General features: G+C 68.5%; 17 protein-coding genes. 11 read left to right on the top strand and 6 right to left on the bottom strand.

Annotated features, from left to right (window positions below):
* On the top strand, positions 1 to 538 hold a 538-nt coding region (locus tag Q7W02_12945), incomplete at its 5' end, for a transposase (GenBank protein MDO8477075.1).
* On the opposite strand, the gene Q7W02_12940 is transcribed toward Q7W02_12945, so the two are convergent.
* From Q7W02_12940 to Q7W02_12930, 3 genes are read right to left on the bottom strand one after another with little or no spacing between them, the layout of a single operon-like run.
* Positions 539 to 1,528 (bottom strand): site-specific integrase, encoded by a 990-nt coding sequence (locus Q7W02_12940; GenBank protein MDO8477074.1) that lies wholly within the window; start codon positions 1,526 to 1,528, stop codon positions 539 to 541.
* The gene (locus tag Q7W02_12935) at positions 1,525 to 2,451 is read right to left on the bottom strand and encodes a tyrosine-type recombinase/integrase (GenBank protein MDO8477073.1); all 927 of its coding nucleotides are present in this window, start codon (positions 2,449 to 2,451) and stop codon (positions 1,525 to 1,527) included. The genes Q7W02_12940 and Q7W02_12935 overlap by 4 nt, the downstream gene beginning before the upstream one ends.
* On the bottom strand, positions 2,448 to 3,656 hold the full coding sequence (locus Q7W02_12930; protein ID MDO8477072.1) for a tyrosine-type recombinase/integrase: 1,209 nt from the start codon (positions 3,654 to 3,656) through the stop codon (positions 2,448 to 2,450). Before Q7W02_12930 ends, Q7W02_12935 begins: the two co-directional genes overlap by 4 nt.
* 174 nt (positions 3,657 to 3,830) lie before the next feature.
* On the opposite strand from Q7W02_12930, the gene Q7W02_12925 reads away from it, so the two are divergent.
* The 5 genes from Q7W02_12925 (at position 3,831) to Q7W02_12905 (ending at position 7,662) form a co-directional block, all read left to right on the top strand.
* Positions 3,831 to 4,262, top strand: a complete 432-nt coding sequence (locus Q7W02_12925) for a transposase (GenBank protein MDO8477071.1) — start codon at positions 3,831 to 3,833, stop codon at positions 4,260 to 4,262.
* Between the two features lie 434 nt (positions 4,263 to 4,696).
* A complete protein-coding gene (locus tag Q7W02_12920; GenBank protein MDO8477070.1) occupies positions 4,697 to 5,467 on the top strand; it encodes an FkbM family methyltransferase in 771 nt (256 codons plus the stop codon).
* Positions 5,468 to 5,720: 253 nt separating this feature from the next.
* Positions 5,721 to 6,065: a hypothetical protein gene (locus Q7W02_12915; GenBank protein ID MDO8477069.1), complete on the top strand. Its 345-nt coding sequence runs from the start codon at positions 5,721 to 5,723 to the stop codon at positions 6,063 to 6,065.
* Between the two features lie 57 nt (positions 6,066 to 6,122).
* Positions 6,123 to 6,353, top strand: coding sequence for a hypothetical protein (locus Q7W02_12910; GenBank protein MDO8477068.1), 231 nt, complete (start codon positions 6,123 to 6,125; stop codon positions 6,351 to 6,353).
* A 139-nt stretch (positions 6,354 to 6,492) separates the two neighbouring features.
* A complete protein-coding gene (locus tag Q7W02_12905; GenBank protein MDO8477067.1) occupies positions 6,493 to 7,662 on the top strand; it encodes a glycosyltransferase family 4 protein in 1,170 nt (389 codons plus the stop codon).
* A 105-nt stretch (positions 7,663 to 7,767) separates the two neighbouring features.
* Here Q7W02_12905 and Q7W02_12900 read toward each other — a convergent pair whose 3' ends face one another.
* Both Q7W02_12900 and Q7W02_12895 read right to left on the bottom strand, forming a co-directional pair.
* Complete coding sequence (locus tag Q7W02_12900) at positions 7,768 to 8,166, bottom strand: type II toxin-antitoxin system VapC family toxin (GenBank protein ID MDO8477066.1); 399 nt, start codon at positions 8,164 to 8,166, stop codon at positions 7,768 to 7,770.
* Positions 8,163 to 8,423, bottom strand: a complete 261-nt coding sequence (locus Q7W02_12895; GenBank protein MDO8477065.1) for a hypothetical protein — start codon at positions 8,421 to 8,423, stop codon at positions 8,163 to 8,165. The genes Q7W02_12900 and Q7W02_12895 overlap by 4 nt, the downstream gene beginning before the upstream one ends.
* Positions 8,424 to 8,907: 484 nt before the next feature.
* Between Q7W02_12895 and Q7W02_12890 the strand changes: the two genes are divergently transcribed.
* Positions 8,908 to 9,120, top strand: a complete 213-nt coding sequence (locus tag Q7W02_12890) for a type II toxin-antitoxin system HicB family antitoxin (GenBank protein ID MDO8477064.1) — start codon at positions 8,908 to 8,910, stop codon at positions 9,118 to 9,120.
* Positions 9,117 to 9,341, top strand: a complete 225-nt coding sequence (locus tag Q7W02_12885) for a type II toxin-antitoxin system HicA family toxin (GenBank protein ID MDO8477063.1) — start codon at positions 9,117 to 9,119, stop codon at positions 9,339 to 9,341. Before Q7W02_12890 ends, Q7W02_12885 begins: the two co-directional genes overlap by 4 nt.
* 456 nt (positions 9,342 to 9,797) lie before the next feature.
* Here the strand turns inward: Q7W02_12885 and Q7W02_12880 are convergent, their stop codons facing one another.
* Positions 9,798 to 13,007: a tetratricopeptide repeat protein gene (locus Q7W02_12880; protein ID MDO8477062.1), complete on the bottom strand. Its 3,210-nt coding sequence runs from the start codon at positions 13,005 to 13,007 to the stop codon at positions 9,798 to 9,800.
* 203 nt (positions 13,008 to 13,210) lie between these two features.
* Here Q7W02_12880 and Q7W02_12875 point away from each other — a divergent pair, with 203 nt between their 5' ends.
* From Q7W02_12875 to Q7W02_12865, 3 genes are read left to right on the top strand one after another with little or no spacing between them, the layout of a single operon-like run.
* Positions 13,211 to 15,208: a tetratricopeptide repeat protein gene (locus Q7W02_12875; GenBank protein ID MDO8477061.1), complete on the top strand. Its 1,998-nt coding sequence runs from the start codon at positions 13,211 to 13,213 to the stop codon at positions 15,206 to 15,208.
* A gap of 1 nt (position 15,209) precedes the next feature.
* Complete coding sequence (locus Q7W02_12870) at positions 15,210 to 16,442, top strand: ABC transporter permease (GenBank protein ID MDO8477060.1); 1,233 nt, start codon at positions 15,210 to 15,212, stop codon at positions 16,440 to 16,442.
* A complete protein-coding gene (locus tag Q7W02_12865) occupies positions 16,435 to 16,809 on the top strand; it encodes a hypothetical protein (protein MDO8477059.1) in 375 nt (124 codons plus the stop codon). The genes Q7W02_12870 and Q7W02_12865 overlap by 8 nt, the downstream gene beginning before the upstream one ends.
* Positions 16,810 to 16,826: the final 17 nt, after the last annotated feature.

The following is a 16,826-nucleotide window of genomic DNA, read 5'->3' as shown; positions in this document are numbered from 1 at the left end:
GCGGATGATGCAGCAACTCCTCGCCGGGGTGTCGACGCGCCAGTACGAGGCCAGTCTCGAGGCGCGACCGAGCGGGTGGCGCACCCGCGGCAGTAGCAAGAGCGCCGTCAGCCGGACCGTGGTGCGGCGGACCCGGCAGCGGCTACAGGAGCAGCTCACGCGGCGCCTGGAGGGGCTCGAGGTGGTGGCCCTGTTCATGGACGGCGTCGTGGTGGCGCAGCAGACGGTGATCGTCGCCCTGGGGATCACGCGCGACGGGACCAAGGAGCCGCTGGGGCTGCGCCTGGGCTCGACGGAGAACGCCGTGGTGTGCACCGAGTTGCTGCAAGACCTGCTGGCCCGTGGGCTCACGCTCGACGGGCGGGTGCTGTGCGTGATCGACGGGGGCAAGGGGCTGCGCAAGGCCCTCGGCGATGTCCTCGGCGACGCCGCGGTGATCCAACGCTGCCAGCTCCATTATGCCGAGCAGCGGATTATGCCGAGTTGGCGGCCACATGCCGTGTGGGACAAGGACTTGGTGCTGAGGGAGTCGGCATAATCACAGGGCTTCGAGGAAGGCGACGAGCGAGTCGGGGGCGCGGTAGCGGCCGGGCGTGGTGCCGGCGGGGGCGGTTCGGGCGAGGGCTCGTTCTTTGATGGCGAGGTCGGCGTGCAGGTAGATCTGGGTGGTCTCGACGCCTTCGTGACCGAGCCAGAGCGCGATCACGGAGATGTCGACTCCGACCGCGAGCAGAGACATGGCGCACGTGTGCCGCAGGACGTGTGGCGACACGGTCTTGCCGCCCAGTGATGGGCAGCGCTGCGTGGCAGCGCCTGCATGCTTGGCGACGAGTAGGGCGACGCCGTCACGGCTGAGGGGCCCGCGTCGGCGGCTGGGGAAGAGCGGGTCGCATGGTTCTCCCCGACGCTCTGCCAGCCAGACGCGAAGGACGCCACACGCCTGGGTGGTGAGGGGCGTGATCCTCTCTTTGCGGCCTTTGCCGTGGCAGCGCAGGTGGGCGCCGGTGCCGAGGTCCACGTCTGCGCACGTGAGGGAGGTGAGCTCGGTGACGCGAAGGCCGGTCTGGACGGCGACGAGGAGCAGCGCATGGTCCCGGCGGCCGACCCAGGTATCGCGGTCGGGCGCCGACAGCACCGCGTCGACCTCGTCGTGGGTGAGGAACGACACGAGCGGTCGGTCTGTGCGTTTGGCCGGGATGGCCAGCACCCGCTGGATCAGCGCGGCGTGCTCGGGGTGGCGCAGGGCCGCGTAGGCGAACAGCGAGTGCACCGCGGCCAGTCGGGTGTTGCGAGTGCGCACGCTGTTGTGGCGCTCACGTTCCAGATGCTCGAGGAAGGCGCCGATCAGCACCGCGTCGAGGTCTTCCAGTTGCAGCTTGGACGGCGTCGTGCCGGTGCGGCGCTGGGCGAAGCCCAACAGCAGTCGGAGGGTGTCGCGGTAGGAGGCCACCGTGTTGGGACTGGCCCGACGTTGGGTCAGCATGCGCTCGGTGAAGAAGCTCTGCAGGGTGGGGGCGAGGGCGCTCATGCCGGTGCTCCGACGGTGGCGTCGAGGCGAGCCACGACGAGGGTGAGCAACTCGGGGGCGGCGGAGAGATACCAGTACGTGTTGCCGGGGTGGACGTGGCCGAGGTAGGTGGACAGCAGCGGCATGCGGGCGTGCACGTCGGCGCCGTCTGGATACCAGCCGAGCAGGGTGCGCACCGCGAAGCTGTGGCGCAGATCGTGCGGCCGGGGTCGGCACGTCGCCGAGCGTGGCTGGAGTCCGGCTCGGCGGACCAGGTCGAGCCAGGCGAGGTGCGCGTTGCAGTAGAGGAGCCGGGTGCCGGCGGTGGACACGAAGAACGCCCGGTCGACTGGGCGGCGACAGAGCCGATCACGTTCGCGGGTGTAGGCGGCGAGCGCGTCGACGGTGCTCGGATGCAGGGGGACCTCGCGCGACTTGCCGAACTTGGAGAGGCGGATCACCAGGACACCGTCGACGAGGTCGACGTCATCGCGGTCGAGCCGAAGGGCCTCGCCGATGCGAAGACCAGTCACCGCCAGTAGCCCCACCAGGGTCTCGAAGGTGGCCGCCCGTAGCGGTGCGCGCAACCCCCGGGCGGCGGCCATCAGCGCGGCGATGTCGCGGTCGGAGTACAGGTAGGGTGTGGCCCGATGGCTCCGGCCCGGCAGCAGGCCGGGCGGGGGCACCTCGTGGGTGGGGTCGATGGCGTGGAGGTGACGGGCGAAGCTCCGCACCACCGCCAGCCGCTGCGCCCACCAGTTCGACGCGCCGTTGGGGGGACGGGTCGCCCACGCGAGCGCCGCGTCGGTGGTGATCGTGTCGGCCTCGTTCGCCTCCAGATGGGCGACGAAGTCGGCAAGCAGGAGCCCGGCGCGCGCGAGCTTGAAACCAAGCGCCCGGCGGATCACGAGGTAGTCGTCCAGATCCCGACGGAGCGCGCTCATGCCGCGCTCCCCGGCCACGGCTGGGCCAACGAACGCAACGCCGTCCGGTCGACCTTGGCGTAGATGCTCGTGGTCAACACGCTGGCGTGGCGCAGGACTTGGCCGACCTCAGCCAGTCCCGCGCCGGCGCGCAGCATCTCGGTCGCCGCGGTGTGCCGGAGACGGTGAGCGTTCACCTCCGGCAGGCCGGCTCTCGCGCATGCGGCCCGCACGATCGCTGACACGCCGCCGCTGGTCAGGCCCCGGTGCGGTGCCCGAACCCGGGTGAAGACCGTGGTGCACTCGCAGTGTGGTCGACCCTTGCGTAGCCAGCCGACCATTGCTTCTCCGACGTCGACGGGCAGCGGTAGCCGTTCCTGGCGGCGGCCCTTGCCGCGGATGACGACCTCGCCGCGGCGCCAGTCGATGTCGGGCAGCTCCAGCGCCGCCACCTCCCCGGCACGCAGCCCCAGGCGTGTCAGCAGGCCCAGCACCGCGACGGCGCGCCGGCCGAAGGTGCGACGCCGGTCGCAGCTCGCCAACAAGCGGGCGACCTCCTGGCGGCCGAACGCCGTGGGCAGACCAGCCAGGCGCCAGCCCGCCACCGTGGGCACCGCCGCCGCGAGCTGGCGCTGCGTGTGGCCCGCCACGTAGAGGAAGCGCAGCAGCGACCGCAGCCCGCACACGACGTACTTGGCCGAGCCGACCTTGCGTGCGGCGCACTCGGCGAGCACGAAGTCGGTCACCTCAGCGGCGGTGAGGCGCTCCGGGTCGAGCGCGCCCTCGGGGGAGCGGGTGGAGAAGAACAATCCGGCCACATGCAGGTAGCTCACCACGGTGCCCACCGCCAGCCCCCGTTCGCGCACCAGGTAGGTCCGGTAGTGCTCCACCAGTTTCTCGACCGGTGTGGCTGGGACATCCGGGCTCGGCGTCGGGACCACGTCGAGGCCTCGCAGGTACTCAAGGACCGGCACCATCGCCTTGGTCGACAGCCACCGCGTGTAGCCCGCGGCGCGGCGCGCCGCGAGGAACTCCTCGACCCGAACCGGTGTCAGCTCGCCGACCACCAGCCCGCGGCTCGCGAGCCAGCGGTTCGCATGCGCCATGAGCTGGAGCTGGTTGCTGGCCGAGTGCAGCGTGTAGCCCTGTCGGGCGAGCTCCCTTCGGAACCCGCCTGCGTACCGCTCCAACGGTCCAGTGACCCGAACACGAGACGGTCTGCCCATCGTGGTCTCCTCTCCTCATCGGATTGATGTCGGAGAGAAGGCTACGCTCGATCAGAGTTCCAGGATTATGCCGACTCCCTCAGCACCACGCCCTTGTCCCACACGGCGTGTGGCCGCCAACTCGGCATAATCCGCTGCTCGGCATAATGCACATCATGCCGATATCGGCATAAGTTGCACACGCTGCGCAACCTCGAGCGGAAGGCGCCGAACCGCGCGTTCGATGACCTCCGAGGGGACTTTCATCGCATCGTGTACGCGGCGAACGGCGACGCGGCGCGGGCCGCCTACACGATGTTTGAACGCACGTGGGCCAACCGCTGCCCGGGCGTCGTGCGCAGTCTCCAGGAGGGGAACGACGAGCTGCTCACCTTCTTCCGCTCCCCCACGGCGCAGTGGACGACGCTGCGCACTACCAACGTCATCGAGCGGCTCAACGAAAAGTTCCGCCGGCGCGTGAAGGCGCAAGGCTCCCCGCCGACCGAGGACGCGGCGCTGATCCTGCTCTTCGGCCTCGTCGCGATCGGGCAGATCACGCCCCGCAAGATCGACGGCTACACGAGGATCGCGGCGGTCATCAGCAGGCGAATGCAGCTAGCGGCATGAGCACCCGATTGGGGGCATACTACGGTATGGGCCGGACCACGATCGTAGCTCCTGAGCCAAATGCGGGGCTCCGTTTTCAGCGCGTGCTACCGTGAACCTCACGAAGAGCCGGAAGAACGCCCATCACCTTTTCCACATCAAGCGGGGCACCGCCGCCGCGGGTCGTCAAAGGCCTCAAGCGGTAAGCCCAGATCGCCCTTGTCGCAGACGACCTGCTCAGCTCTTATTGGATAGCGCCCTCGTTGATGCCTAATCCGCGCCCGACCTGGAGGCAACAGCTGAAGCGGGTCGCGTCCGAGATGATGGCAACGGTCGGGCGTACTGGTCTCTTGGACCGCTGGATCCCCTACCTTATGAAGCGTGTCGTTCCGAGACTCCTGTACCCCGGCGTCCTCCCGTCCGCCCCTCAACCGCGCCGCCTGCGCGGACTACCAGTGGCCATCCTCTGCAATCCGCACAACCCGATGCACCGGGTGCCATACTGGTTCGGCGTCCTCTTCGAGCGGCCGCTGGACGCGCTCCTGCGTCGTGTGCTTCGCCCTGGCGACACCGTAATCGACGCCGGCGCGAACTTCGGGCACATAACCATGCTCTCGGCCGCGCTCGTTCAGCCGCATGGGACCGTCCACGCCTTCGAGCCTCACCCTCTGCTTGCACAACTGCTTCGCGACCACGCCGCCAAACAGCCCCGCGTCGGGCGGATCCAGGTTTGGCAGAAGGCGCTGAGCGACCACTCTGGCGTCACAACCTTACGCGTCAATCCAGACTGGCTTGGTGGAAGCACCATACGGCCGGACCCGAACAAGGATAGCCGGACCGGGACCTTTGTGGAGGAATACGAGGTCGAGGTTGTCAATGCGGATGATCTCCCCCTCTCCCCAACAACCGGCGGAAAGATCATCGTCAAGATCGACGTGGAAGGGCACGAGCCTGCCGTCATCCACGGGATGACCAACCTTCTCGCCAGCACCGCCGCGGTGGTCGTCGAGGTGACACCCGCGTGGATCGGGGGTGCCTCGGGTGTCGCCTCACTGCTGAACCATCTCCGTGAATTCGGCCTCGAGCCCTGGGAGATGGAATCGGTGATCGAAGAACGGCTTCGCCGCTCAACTCTCGCTGCGGTCATGGAACGGGAGCAGACCAATCTTCTTTTTGCCCGCCCGGGACTCGTGGCCACCTATTTTATGGACGCTGGAGGGCCGTGATCGCCGCGAGGCGGATCGCGCGTTCTACTCCAACATTTCCCTAATCTTCACGTCCAATGTCGTTGCGTCGACGTGGAAGACAGACTCAAACTCCCCTTCCCCGTTGGCATCCCGAAGATCGCCTCATAGCGAAACCCGCAAGCGTCAGACAGCCAGAAGTAGTGCGCCTGGGGCGATACAGTGCCCTGATTGGGGTTCTCGCCCTTCGTCTTCTCCTCTCCGTGCTAGACTCGCGGAACGATGAAAGGGCTCTATGACCCGATTCAAGACCGCCCGCGCGATGACGATGGTCGCTGTCGTTGTCGTTGTCGCTCTGGTCTTCCTCCCAGCCATCCCGGGGACGGCCTCCTCGCTGCCCTCGTCTCCGAGCACGCCCCCGCCCGTCCCGGACGATCTGTCGACCCCTGCCCAGATTCGGACGGCCATCGAGGCCCTGCGAAAAGGCGATGCCGGCACGGCCGAGCGAGTGGCCCGCCAGTTCGTTACGGCGCAGCCCGGGAACGACCTGGGGCACGAGGTACTGGGTGCGGCCGTGGCGCTCACGCGGAATTTCGCCGGCGCCGACGAGGCGTGGCGCGTCCTGGAGGCCTTCCGCTAGGATGATGCTCCCCCAGAGCCTCCGCACCCCCTGCCGCGCGCTCGAGGCACACACCGTGTGCGGAGCGCTCTCGCGCCGCCCGGGCTGGCGGGCGGCGTCCTGGGTATCGCGCTGGGAGCGCTCGGGGCCCACGCCCTCGCCCGCTTCGGGGGCTGGCCCATTGTGGTGGCCCCGGAAGCGGCGCTCCTGGCGGCGGCTCTCACGGCTGCGGTCGGGATCCTGTTCGGGTTCTATCCGGCCAGCCGGGCCGCATCCGTGAGCCCCATCGAGGCGCTGAACCATGAATAACACCCCGAATCCGCGCCGGAATGCGGAATGGGGTCAGGTCTGGAACTATCGCATGCGAGCGGGTATCAGGACCTGGGTCGGCCGCGATGTCGGATTGCAAGACCTGACCCCGGGGCCCGCCTCAATCCTGGGGGTGTGAATGCGGGTCTGCTTTGTGTCACCCACCTGGGGGGACGGCGGGAGCGAGCGGTCGATGATCGATCTCATCGACGTCCTCACGGCCCGGGGCGTCGAGTGCCGGGTGGTGGTCCCCACGCGCGACTACGTGGCGCAGGCCCTCGAGGCACGCCGTATTCCCTATGCCGTGTGGTCCTTCTGGCCGTGGACCAGGCGCTTTCCGCTCCCGCTGTGGGACCGCCTGCTGAAGAAGCCGCTGGTCCATAGCCTGCGCGGCGCGCTGCTGGCCCGCATGATCCGGGGCTGGAAGTGCGACGTGGTGGTGACGAACACGCTGACCTGCTGCGAAGGGGCCCTGGGCGCGCGGCTGCTGGGCATCCCTCATGTCACCCACGTCAGGGAGTTCGGCGATCTCGACCACGGTTTGCACTTCGAGTTCGGCGCTCGGCTGTCCATGCGGATCCTCAGCGCGCTCTCGAAGCTGGTGGTCTTCAACTCCAAGGCGGTGGCCCGGCACTACGAGCGACAGGTGCCTCCGGACCGCGCGCGCGTCGTCTACAACGCCGTGCCCGTGCCGCCGGTGCCGGCAACGGAGCAGGGTAAGCCGGCCCGTCAGGGAGCCGCCGCCCCGTTCCTCTGCGTGCTGGTCGGTACGGTCGCCGAGTCCAAGGGGCACGAGCAAGCGTTGCGGGCGGTTCACGAAGTCGTCCGCCGCGGCCTGCCGGTGAGGCTCACGATCGTGGGCCACGGATCCGCGCCCTATGTGGAGTACCTGCGGCGATTGATCGACTCGCTCGAGCTCGCCCCGCACGTGGACATGGTGGATTACACTTGTGACCCGTACCCGTTTTTCAGGAAAGCGGATGTCGCGCTGATGTGTTCGCGCATGGAAGCCTTCGGGCGGGTGGTCCTGGAAGCCATGAAGATGGGCACGCCCGTGATCGGAGCCCGCAGCGGCGGGACCCCCGAGCTGATCCGCGACGGTTTCAACGGCCTCCTGTACACGTCCGGAGACTGGAAGGGGCTGGCCGACAAGATCCAGGTCTTGTGCGAGGACCCTCAGGCCGCGAGGCGGCTGGGTCAGCAGGCGCGTGAGTGGGCGACCCAGACCTTCAACCTGGAGCGCTACGGCAACGAGATGCTCGCGGTGCTCGGGGAGGCCACCGGGGGAGATGGCGTCATCAGGTCTTGAATTCACGCATTTCCCTACCGGTCTTGTCTCGGTTGGGCAACGGCTGCCAGGGCGGCATGTCGGATTGCAAGACCTGACCCCGCTCTCCAGAGGAACAGGGCTCGCTCAGGCGGGGGCCAGCGCCTCGATATCCGCTCGTTTGGCGGCGGCGGCGAGCCGGCGATCGTAGGTCACCAGGGCCGCGAGGTCTTCGCGAAGGGTCAGTGCGGTGGCGAGATGGATCGCGTCCAGGGTTCTCAACGCCGGGGGGTCCAGTGCGGCCGCCGCCGCCAGGGTCCGACGGTCCACATCCACCAGCGCGACGCGGGTGAGGATCTCGCGGGCCCGTCGGCGCTCCGCCGCCCCAAACCCGGCGCGGCCCAGGGCTCGCGGCACTTCGGTGAGGGAGAGCGCGCTCGCCACGCGCTCGGAGTGCCCCCGGAGAAACTCGGCGAGCGCCGCCGATTCCGGCTCTCGGACGATGAGTTTCACCAGCGCTGACGAGTCGAGATACACGAGGCTCACGCGCGCTCTTCTCTGCCCTTGGCGAGCGCCCGACTGGCCCGACGCGATGGCCGCTTGCCCCGCGGGGGGCCGAGCTCGAGGAGATCCCCGGCTGCCGCTGTGGCTCGACCCGCGGCGATGAGACGGTCGAGTGCCGTCGCCTTCGCGCCGGCCGGAGCCAGCACGGCGACGCGATGCCCCCGTTCCTTCACCTCTAAGGTCTGGCCCGCCTTGACTTGCCTCAGGTAGACGCTCAGATTCTGCCTCAGCTCCCGCACGCCGACAACCCCTGTCCCATATCGCATGTAGCACAACGTAGCACATCCGCGAGTGCAAAGGAGTCAGGCCTTGAACGATCATCTGCGAGTGGGTATCGGGACTGGGTTCGACCGTGATGTCGGATTGCAAGACCTGCCCCGTAGCCCACCGCCCGCTCGGCGCCGACGGTGCCTGCCCCTCCGACGATCGCTTAGAGAATCACGGCGGGTTTCATCCGGCTCCTCGGCGGGTTGGCCGGCCTCCAGGGTCGTGTAGGCCGCATACACCGTGCACCTTGCCGAAGACTGCCAGAAGTTCAGTTCGTTCTGCCACACGCGGAGTTCGTTGACCGCCTTCTTCGGGTCAGCGACCTTGCGGAGGGGGAAGGGGGTCAGGTCTTGCACTATCACATGCGAGCGGCTATCGGGCGTGGGTTCGGTCGCCATGCCGCATCTCAAGACATGACCCCGTGGCCTCCCCAGTGGGTGTGATACGATCTGGCCCATGAAATTCAGAGTCGTCATCGAGCAGGACGAGGACGGGGTCTTCATCGCTCAGTGTCCCTCACTGCCCGGCTGCATCTCGCAGGGCCCGACCCGAAGCGAGGCGCTTGCCAACATCCGCGACGCCATCCAGGGCTATCTCGAGAGCCTGAAGAAGCACAACGAGCCCATCCCGCCCCCGATCAACGAGGAGATGGTGGAGATCGCAATGTGACGCGTCTCCCGGCCGTCTCCGGCCGAGAGGCGGTGAGAGCATTCGCCAAGATCGGCTACCGCGAAGATCGTCAGACCGGTAGCCACATCATCCTCCGCCGCCAGGATCCGCCGAACCGCCGCCTGACTGTCCCTGACCACAAGGAACTCGCCAGAGGCACCCTGCGCAACTTGATCCGGGAAGCTGGTCTCAGCGTCGAGGAGTTCGTGGCTCTCCTGTAGTCGCGTCGATCCTCTCGGGCGGGAGATGGGATCACGTCTTGAATTCGCGCATTTCCGTACCGGTCTTGTCTCGGTTGGGCAATGGCCGCCAGGGCCTGACCCGGATTATGCGTGAACGCATGCGCCACCCTCACCCCGGCCCTCTCCCTCTCCGAGGGAGAGGGAGCCGTGTCGATCCCCTCATCCCCCGGAGGAGGGAGCCGTGTCGATCCCCTCGCCCCCGGAGGAGGGAGCCGTGTCGATCCCCTCGCCCCCGGGGAGAGGGACAGGGTGAGGGGGCGCATAGGACGCGGAACACGCGTTCGGGAACAGAGCAGGCTATGGAGCATCTTCTCGGTCGGGCGGTGCGCGAGGGGAGATGGGGTCAGGTCTTGCATTATCACATGCGAGCGGGTGTCAGGACTGGGTTCGGTCGCGATGTCGGATTGCAAGACCTGACCCCGCTGGCGATTCCACCTAGCCGCCCAGCTCCTTGATCACGCTGTCGATTCGCTCGCTGTCGCCCAGCTTGGGATCGAGCTGAGCCGCGCGCCTCAACGCTGACACGGCGTCCTGCTTCTTGCCCAGGCGCGCGTAGGTCATCCCCAGGTGGTACCGGATGGTGCCGTTGTTTGGCGCGCGCTCCACCGCGCGGAGCAGCGCCTTCTCCGCCTCGGCGAAGGCTCCGCGGCGGTAATGCACCCAGCCCAGGGTGTCCAGCACCTCGGCAGACATGGGCGCGAGCTGCTCGGCCTTGGTGGCCAGCGGCAGGGCCTCGTCGGGCTTCTTCCGCACCTCGGACAGGAGCCAAGCCAGGTTGTTGAGCGATGCCACGTCCTTGCCATTGACCGTCAGGGCGCGCTGGTAGCTCTCGGCCGCGCGGTCAGGCTGGTTCAGCACCTGGTACGCCTGGCCGAGGCCGCGATGGGCGTCGAGCAAGTCACTCTTGAGCTTGAGCGCCGAGTTGAACGCCTCGAGAGCCTCCTGGGGCTTCTGCTGGGCGATGAGCGCCATGCCCATCAGGAGCAGCGGCGCGGGGCTCTTGGGCTCGCTCTTCTGGAGCTCACGGGCGAGGCGCAGGGCATCGGGCAGCCGCCCCTGCTGCGCGTAGGCCGCCCCCAACCGGAGCTTCACGTCCGAGCGGTTGGGATTGACCTGGAGCGCGGTCTCGAGGTGCTTGGTGGCCTCCTCGGAGCGCCCGCTCTGGAGCAGGTACCCGGCCATGAACAGGTTGGCGTCCACGTGCGAGGGGTTGCTACGGAGCACGGCTCGCGCGTAGTTCGCCGCTTCGTCCCGCCGGCCCTGCTGGGCGGCGATGCCCGCCATCAGGAGATTGGCGTCGGGATGCGCGGGTGCCAGCTCAAGGACCGCCTTGAGCTCAGCCTCCGCCTGCTTTGCCTGCCCGATGGCCAGGAGCTGGCGCGCCAGCCGCTCGCGGGCCACGATGTTTTTCGGATTGGCCTTGACTACCGCACGGAGCTGCTCGATCTCCTTGAGCTGTTCGCCTTTGTCGGGCTTCTGACCCGAGAGGAGGGCCAGTTCGGCCTTGGCCTGACTCAACTGCGGGTCGATCTTGATGGCCTCCTTGTACGCGGACTGGGCCTCGGGCACCCGCCCCGACTGCACGTACGCTCGAGCGAGCAGGTACTGGGCGAACGCCGATTTCGGATTGGCCCGCGCGACCTCGACGAAGTCCTTGAGAGCGGTCGGATCGCCCTTGGCCAAGAGCGCCTGCCCCCGGATCAGCCGGGCGCCGGCCAGGTCGGGGTTGGCGGCGAGTTGCTCGCCAGCGCGGGAGATGGCGTCGTCGTACCGCCCCTTCTTCAGGTACATCTCGGCCAGCCCGAGCGCGAAGAGAGTCTGGCGCGGGTCGGCCTTGGCCGCCGCCTCGAGGACCGCGATCGCCTGGTCGTAGCGCGCGAGACGGTCGTAGAGGCCGGCGATCAGGAGGACCGCAAGCGGATGGCCCGGCTGCTCCTTGACCGCCGCCTGAAGCTGCGTGAGGGCTTCCTCGTCCTTGCCCTGGGAGAGGGCGATCCTGGCCAGGCCCAAGCGCGGCTCGGAGGCCTTCGGGTCCAGCTCCACGGCCTTCCGGTACGCGGCCGCCGACTTGTCCCGCTGCTGGTCCCGCCCGTAGAGACCGCCGAGGAGCGTCTGGAACTCGGTATTCTTCGGCTCGCGCGCGACGAGCCCTTCGACGAACTGGATCGCTTCCTTGGGCTTCTTCTGCTGCAAGAGCAGGCCGGCCTTGGCCCGGACGGCGCGGAGCGACTTGGGATCGGCCTGAACGGCCGCGTCGAACTCCTTCAGCGCCGCGTCCGGATTTTTGTCCAACTGCGCCAGGCGGCCCAGGGCCAGGTGCGGTGAGGCGTCGGTCGTACTCAGCGCGGACGCGCGGGCGAACATCTCGCGCGCCGCCTTGGTGTCTCCGCGCCGGGTGTAGATCTGGCCCATCAGGAGATAGGGCTGCCCGCTTTCGGGGGCAAGGCGTTGCGCGGCTTGCGCGGCCTTCAGCGCCTCGTCCATCTTCCCCAGCAGCATCAGCGCGCGCCCGCGCTCGTCCTGGTAGGTGGGGATCTTGTCGGCCTCCTTGGCCACGCGGTCGAGCTCGACCAGCGCCTCCTTCGGCTTGCCGATCCGCGAGTAGGCCGCGGCCAGCTGCAGCCGCACCATGACCTCGTTGGGAACCTGTCGGGCCAGCTCCTCGAACTGGGCCGCGGCGAGATCGAACTTGCCGTTGATCATGTACGCCGCGCCGAGGAGATAGCGCGCCTGCACGACTTTGGGGAAGCGCCCCACGATCGGCTCGAGGAGCCGCTGGGAATCACCGGGGCGGTTCGCCTGGAGGTAGTAGGTCGCCAGCCCCATCACCACGTTACCCGAGCGGGCACGCGCATCTACCCCCTCGAGCTCTTTGATGGCCTCGGCGACCTGCCCGGTCCTCGCCTTGACGGCCGCCACTCCCAGCCGAGGGCGCGGGTCGAGCGGCTTCAGCTGCCCCGCCTGGTCATAGAGCTTGGCGGCCTCGTCGTACTTCTTCCGGCCGAGCTGGATGCTGCCCAGCCCGAGAAGGCTCTGGAAATCCTTGGGCTGCTTCGTGAGCACGGCGCGGTAGCCTGCCTCGGCTTCGTCGACCTTGCCGAGCCGCTGGAGCACGCCGGCGCGGACCTGGTCGGCCTCGGCGATGGCGCCGGCCGGAGCGCTCTCCACGATGGCCAGCGCCTCGCTGGTCTTGCCCTGACTCAGGAGCGCCGCGGCCTTGATGGTGAGCGCTTGGGAGTTCTGGGGATCCCGCCCCAAGACCTTATCGGCTGCTGCCAAGGCCTCCGAGGGAGCGCCCATCTCAAGATAAATCCGGCCGATGTCGATGGCCAAGGGAGGGGAGTCTGGAGACAGCTTCTGGGCCCGCTCCAGCTCACGGAGCGCATCCGCGTACCAAGCCTTGGCCGCATACGCGCGGCCCAGGGCGTGGACCGCCGGGATGAAGTTCGAGTCCACCTGCAGGGCATTCATCAACTCGATGATGGCCTCGCTGGGCTTCCCCTCGGCGAGGTAGCGCTCCCCGCGCTCAAGGGCCTTCTGCTTCTTGACCGAGGGCGCCTCGGAGCAGCCGACCCCCAGAAGGAGCGCCAACGCAATCAAGACCAGAACCTGGATTCCTCGCACCGCCTTGCCCGATGTGGTCACCGCGCGCCCCTGACTGGAGGAGGAGCCCCGCTCCTCCGGAATGAGTGGCCTTCTAATGAGTGCCCTTCTATTGACCCCCGGACCCGCTACGGCTGAAGGAATTCGACTTTACCATAAATGCCTGCCCCAATTGGGGTTCACGCCACTCGTCCTCCCTGCCCCACCGTGGTAGACTCTCGGAACCGGAGATGGACCAACCGCTGATGAGACGTCTCGTTCTCGCCCTGACCCTCCTCGCTCTCTGGGCCGCGCCGGGAGCGGCCGCCCCCCTCTCCTCGTCTCCGAGCACGCCCCCGTCCATCCCTGATGAGCCCTCGGCCCCCGCGCCGATCGGAAAGGCCATCGAAGCTCTCCGAAAAGGCGATGCCGACACCGCCATACGGATTGCCCGCCGCTTCATTGTGGATCAGCCCAAGGACGCCGTGGGGCACGAGGTGCTTGGAGCCGCCTTGGCGATCAAGCGGAGCTACCCCGAGGCGGAGCGCGAGCTTGAAGAGGCTCTCAAACTCGACCCGAGTCGGTCCACCGCCATGATGCGGCTGGGGCTGGTGGCCATCGAGCGGAAAGACCCCAAGCGAGCCGAGGACTGGTTCCGCAAGGCGCTGGCCCAGGCGCCCGGCTTGGCCGAGGCGCGACGGGGACTGGCAATCTCGCTCCTCCGCCAAGGGCGCGTTGAGCAGGCCGTCACCGAGGCGCGGGAGGGCGTGGAGCAGTCCCGCGGCCAAGATCCGGATGCCAAGTATCTCCTGGCCACGGTGTACCACGAGACCGGGCGGCCGGCCGAGGCCGAGCCGCTCCTGGCCGAAGTGCTGGCCGGCAAGCCCGACCTACAGCCCGCTCTCTTGCTCCAAGGCATCGTCAAGCTCGAGCTGGGCAAGGTCGATGAAGCGGCGGTGCTCCTTCAGAAGGCGAGCGATCGGGCGCCTCGCTCGCTCTGGGCCCGGCTCGGGCTGGCCGTGGTCAAGCGCGTTCGCGGCCAATTGGACCAGTCGCGAGCCGAGCTCGAAGGAATCGTCAAGGACCAGCCGGACTGGGCCCTCGCCCACCTTCAGCTCGGCCAGACGCTCTGGCTCGAAGCCAAGCGCGAGGCCGCGATTCGCGCCTTCGACCAGGCCGAGAAGACGAGCCCCAACGCCGCCCTGACGCGGCTGCGCATCGCCAAATTCTTCCTCTCCCAGGGCGATATCGATCGAAGCATCGCCAAGGCTCAGGCCTCGCTCGGCACTCCGCTTGCTCCGCTTGCCCGCGGCTTTCTCGCCCAGGCCTACTTCGCCAAGCGCCAACCTGATCTGGCCCAGCGCGAGCTGGAGGCCGCTGCGGCCGAGTGGCCTCAGGATCCGATATGGCCGCTCCAGTTGGGCCGACTCCACCTGAGCCGCGGCAACGCCCGGGAAGCCCTCGTCCAATTCGAGAGCGCGGCCAAGCTCTCGCCCCGCGCCCCTGACGCGCTGGCGGGCCAAGCCCAAGCCTATCTGGCGCTCAACCAGCCAGCAGATGCCGTCAAGGCCGCCCAGGCCGCCCTCCAGGTCCACAACGAGTCGGCCGAGGCCTACCTCTTCCTGGGCTCGGTCTACGATCGCGTGGGCCAGAGCCCCGGCGCCGCGCAGGCCTACCAGAAGGTGCTGGAGCGCCAGCCCGCTCACCTCGGCGCGAGCCTGGCCCTGGCAGGCCTCTACAACCGCACCGGGCGCGCCGGAGACGCCGTCAAGCTCCTCGAGGATGCCGCCAACGCCAATCCCACCTCGGCGCTGCCGGCGTTGGACTTGGCCCTGATCTACCAGAAGGCCGGAAATGACGCCGCCTCGATCGCCGCCTATCGCCAGGTTCTCGCCCGTGACCCTAACAACACCGTCGCGTTCAACAACCTCGCCTACTCCCTCGGCAAAGACCCGGCTAGGTTGGACGAAGCGCTGGAGTTCGCCGAGCGCGCCTATCGGGCGGCGCCGCGGAGCCCCGCCATCGCCGACACCTTGGGCTGGCTCCTGTACCAGAAAGGCGGCGTCCTCGATCGCGCCGAGGCACTGCTCGGCCAGGCGGCGGGCGGCGTGCCCAATGATCCCGAAGTCCACTATCACTTGGGCATGGTCCTGGCCAAGCAGGGCAAGAAGGAGGAGGCGCGCCGGGAGCTCGAGCGGGCGCTCCAGTCACCGGGCTTCCCCGCGGCCGATGAGGCGCGGCGGACGCTCGAGTCGATTCGATAGGATGAGGCTCGTCGAGAATCTCCACACGGGCTGGCGCGCCCTCGGTGTCCACGGCCTCCGGAGCGGCTTGGCGCTCCTCGGGATCGCGATCGGGACGGGCGCCTTGATCACGATGCTGGCCCTCGGCGCCGGGGCGCGGGCCGTGATCGCGGAGCAATTCCAGGCCCTGGGCTCCGATCTCCTCATCATCCTCTCGGGTGGCGCCACCTCGGGTGGCCTCCGCCTGGGCCTGGGCTCCGGACTCACCATCACCCAGGACGACGCCGCCGCCATCGAGCGGGAAATCCACGCTGTCCAAGTCGCGGCCCCCTCGCTGCGCGGCAATGTCCAGGCCGTCTACGGCAACCTCAACTGGTCCACCTACATACTGGGTGTGACGGCCGAGTTCCTCGAGGCCCGGGACTGGACGCTGGCGGTCGGGCGCGCCATCACGCCCGACGACGTGGACGGCGCGGCCAAGGTCGTCCTGATCGGGCAGGTCGTGGCCCACGAGCTCTTCGGCGACGCCGATCCGATCGGCGAGACCATCCGCATCGGGAGAGTGCCCGTGACCGTGGTCGGCGTGCTCGGTCCCAAGGGGCATGACGGCGCTGGCCAAGACTGGGACGACATCGTGCTGGTCCCTCTCCGGACGGCGCGGACGCGGATCCTGGGCGCGGGACCGGTCAATGCTCGATCGGTCACCGCCATCTCGGTCAAGATCCGCCCGGGCGAGGACACCGCCGAGGCCGAGGCCCAGCTGCGCGCGCTGCTTCGCCAGCGCCATGGGCTTCAGCCTGACTCGCCGGACGATTTCTGGATCAGCAACATGCCCGGCGCCCTCGCCGCGCAAGAGGAGGCCTCGCGCACCATGGGGCGGCTCCTGGCGGCCATTGCCTGTGTCTCGCTGCTGGTCGGCGGGGTGGGCGTGACCAACGTGATGCTGGTCTCCGTCACCGAACGCACAAGGGAGATCGGGCTCCGCCTGGCGGTGGGCGCCCGCGGGCGCGACATCCGCTTCCAGTTCCTCGTCGAGGCGGCCACGCTGGCGCTCGCCGGCGGAGCTTCGGGCATCGCCCTCGGAGCGGTGTCGGCCCATCTGCTCACGCGCCTCCTGGGATGGCCGACCCTGGTGGCGCCTGAGGCGGCGCTGTTGGCGGCGGCGCTCACGGGGGCCCTCGGACTCACCTCCGGCTTCTATCCGGCCGATCGGGCGGCGCGGGTGAGCCCCATCGAAGCGCTGAGCCATGAGTGACGCCCTCAGGCTGCGCGGGCTCACCACCGCGCTTCTCCTGCTGGCCCTCGTCGGCACGGCGGCGCCGGTTCGCGCGGAGGAGATCACCCCGCTCGAGATCATGCTCAACCCGACCCGCTTCGCCGGCCGGATGGTGACCGTGCGCGGCACGCTCACCAATCTCCTGCCCCGCGGCCCAATGGGAGGGCCGGGGGCGGTCTTCGACGTCATGGAGCGCGGCGCCTTCGTCCGCGTGCTCTCGCTGACGCCGCCGCCCTGTTCCCCCGGCTCTCCGGTCACCGTGAACGGGCGCTTCCTGACGACGCAGTCCTCGGGCGGCCAGACGCTCGCGAACGTGATCGAAGCCATCTCGATGAGCTGCCGCTGAGAAGTCCGCCGGTGCTC

The sequence above is a fragment of the Candidatus Rokuibacteriota bacterium genome (assembly GCA_030647435.1).
Classification (GTDB): Bacteria; Methylomirabilota; Methylomirabilia; order Rokubacteriales; family CSP1-6; genus AR37.
Note: the sequence above shows the minus strand (reverse complement) of the source record. Positions and strands in the feature narration are given on the sequence as shown.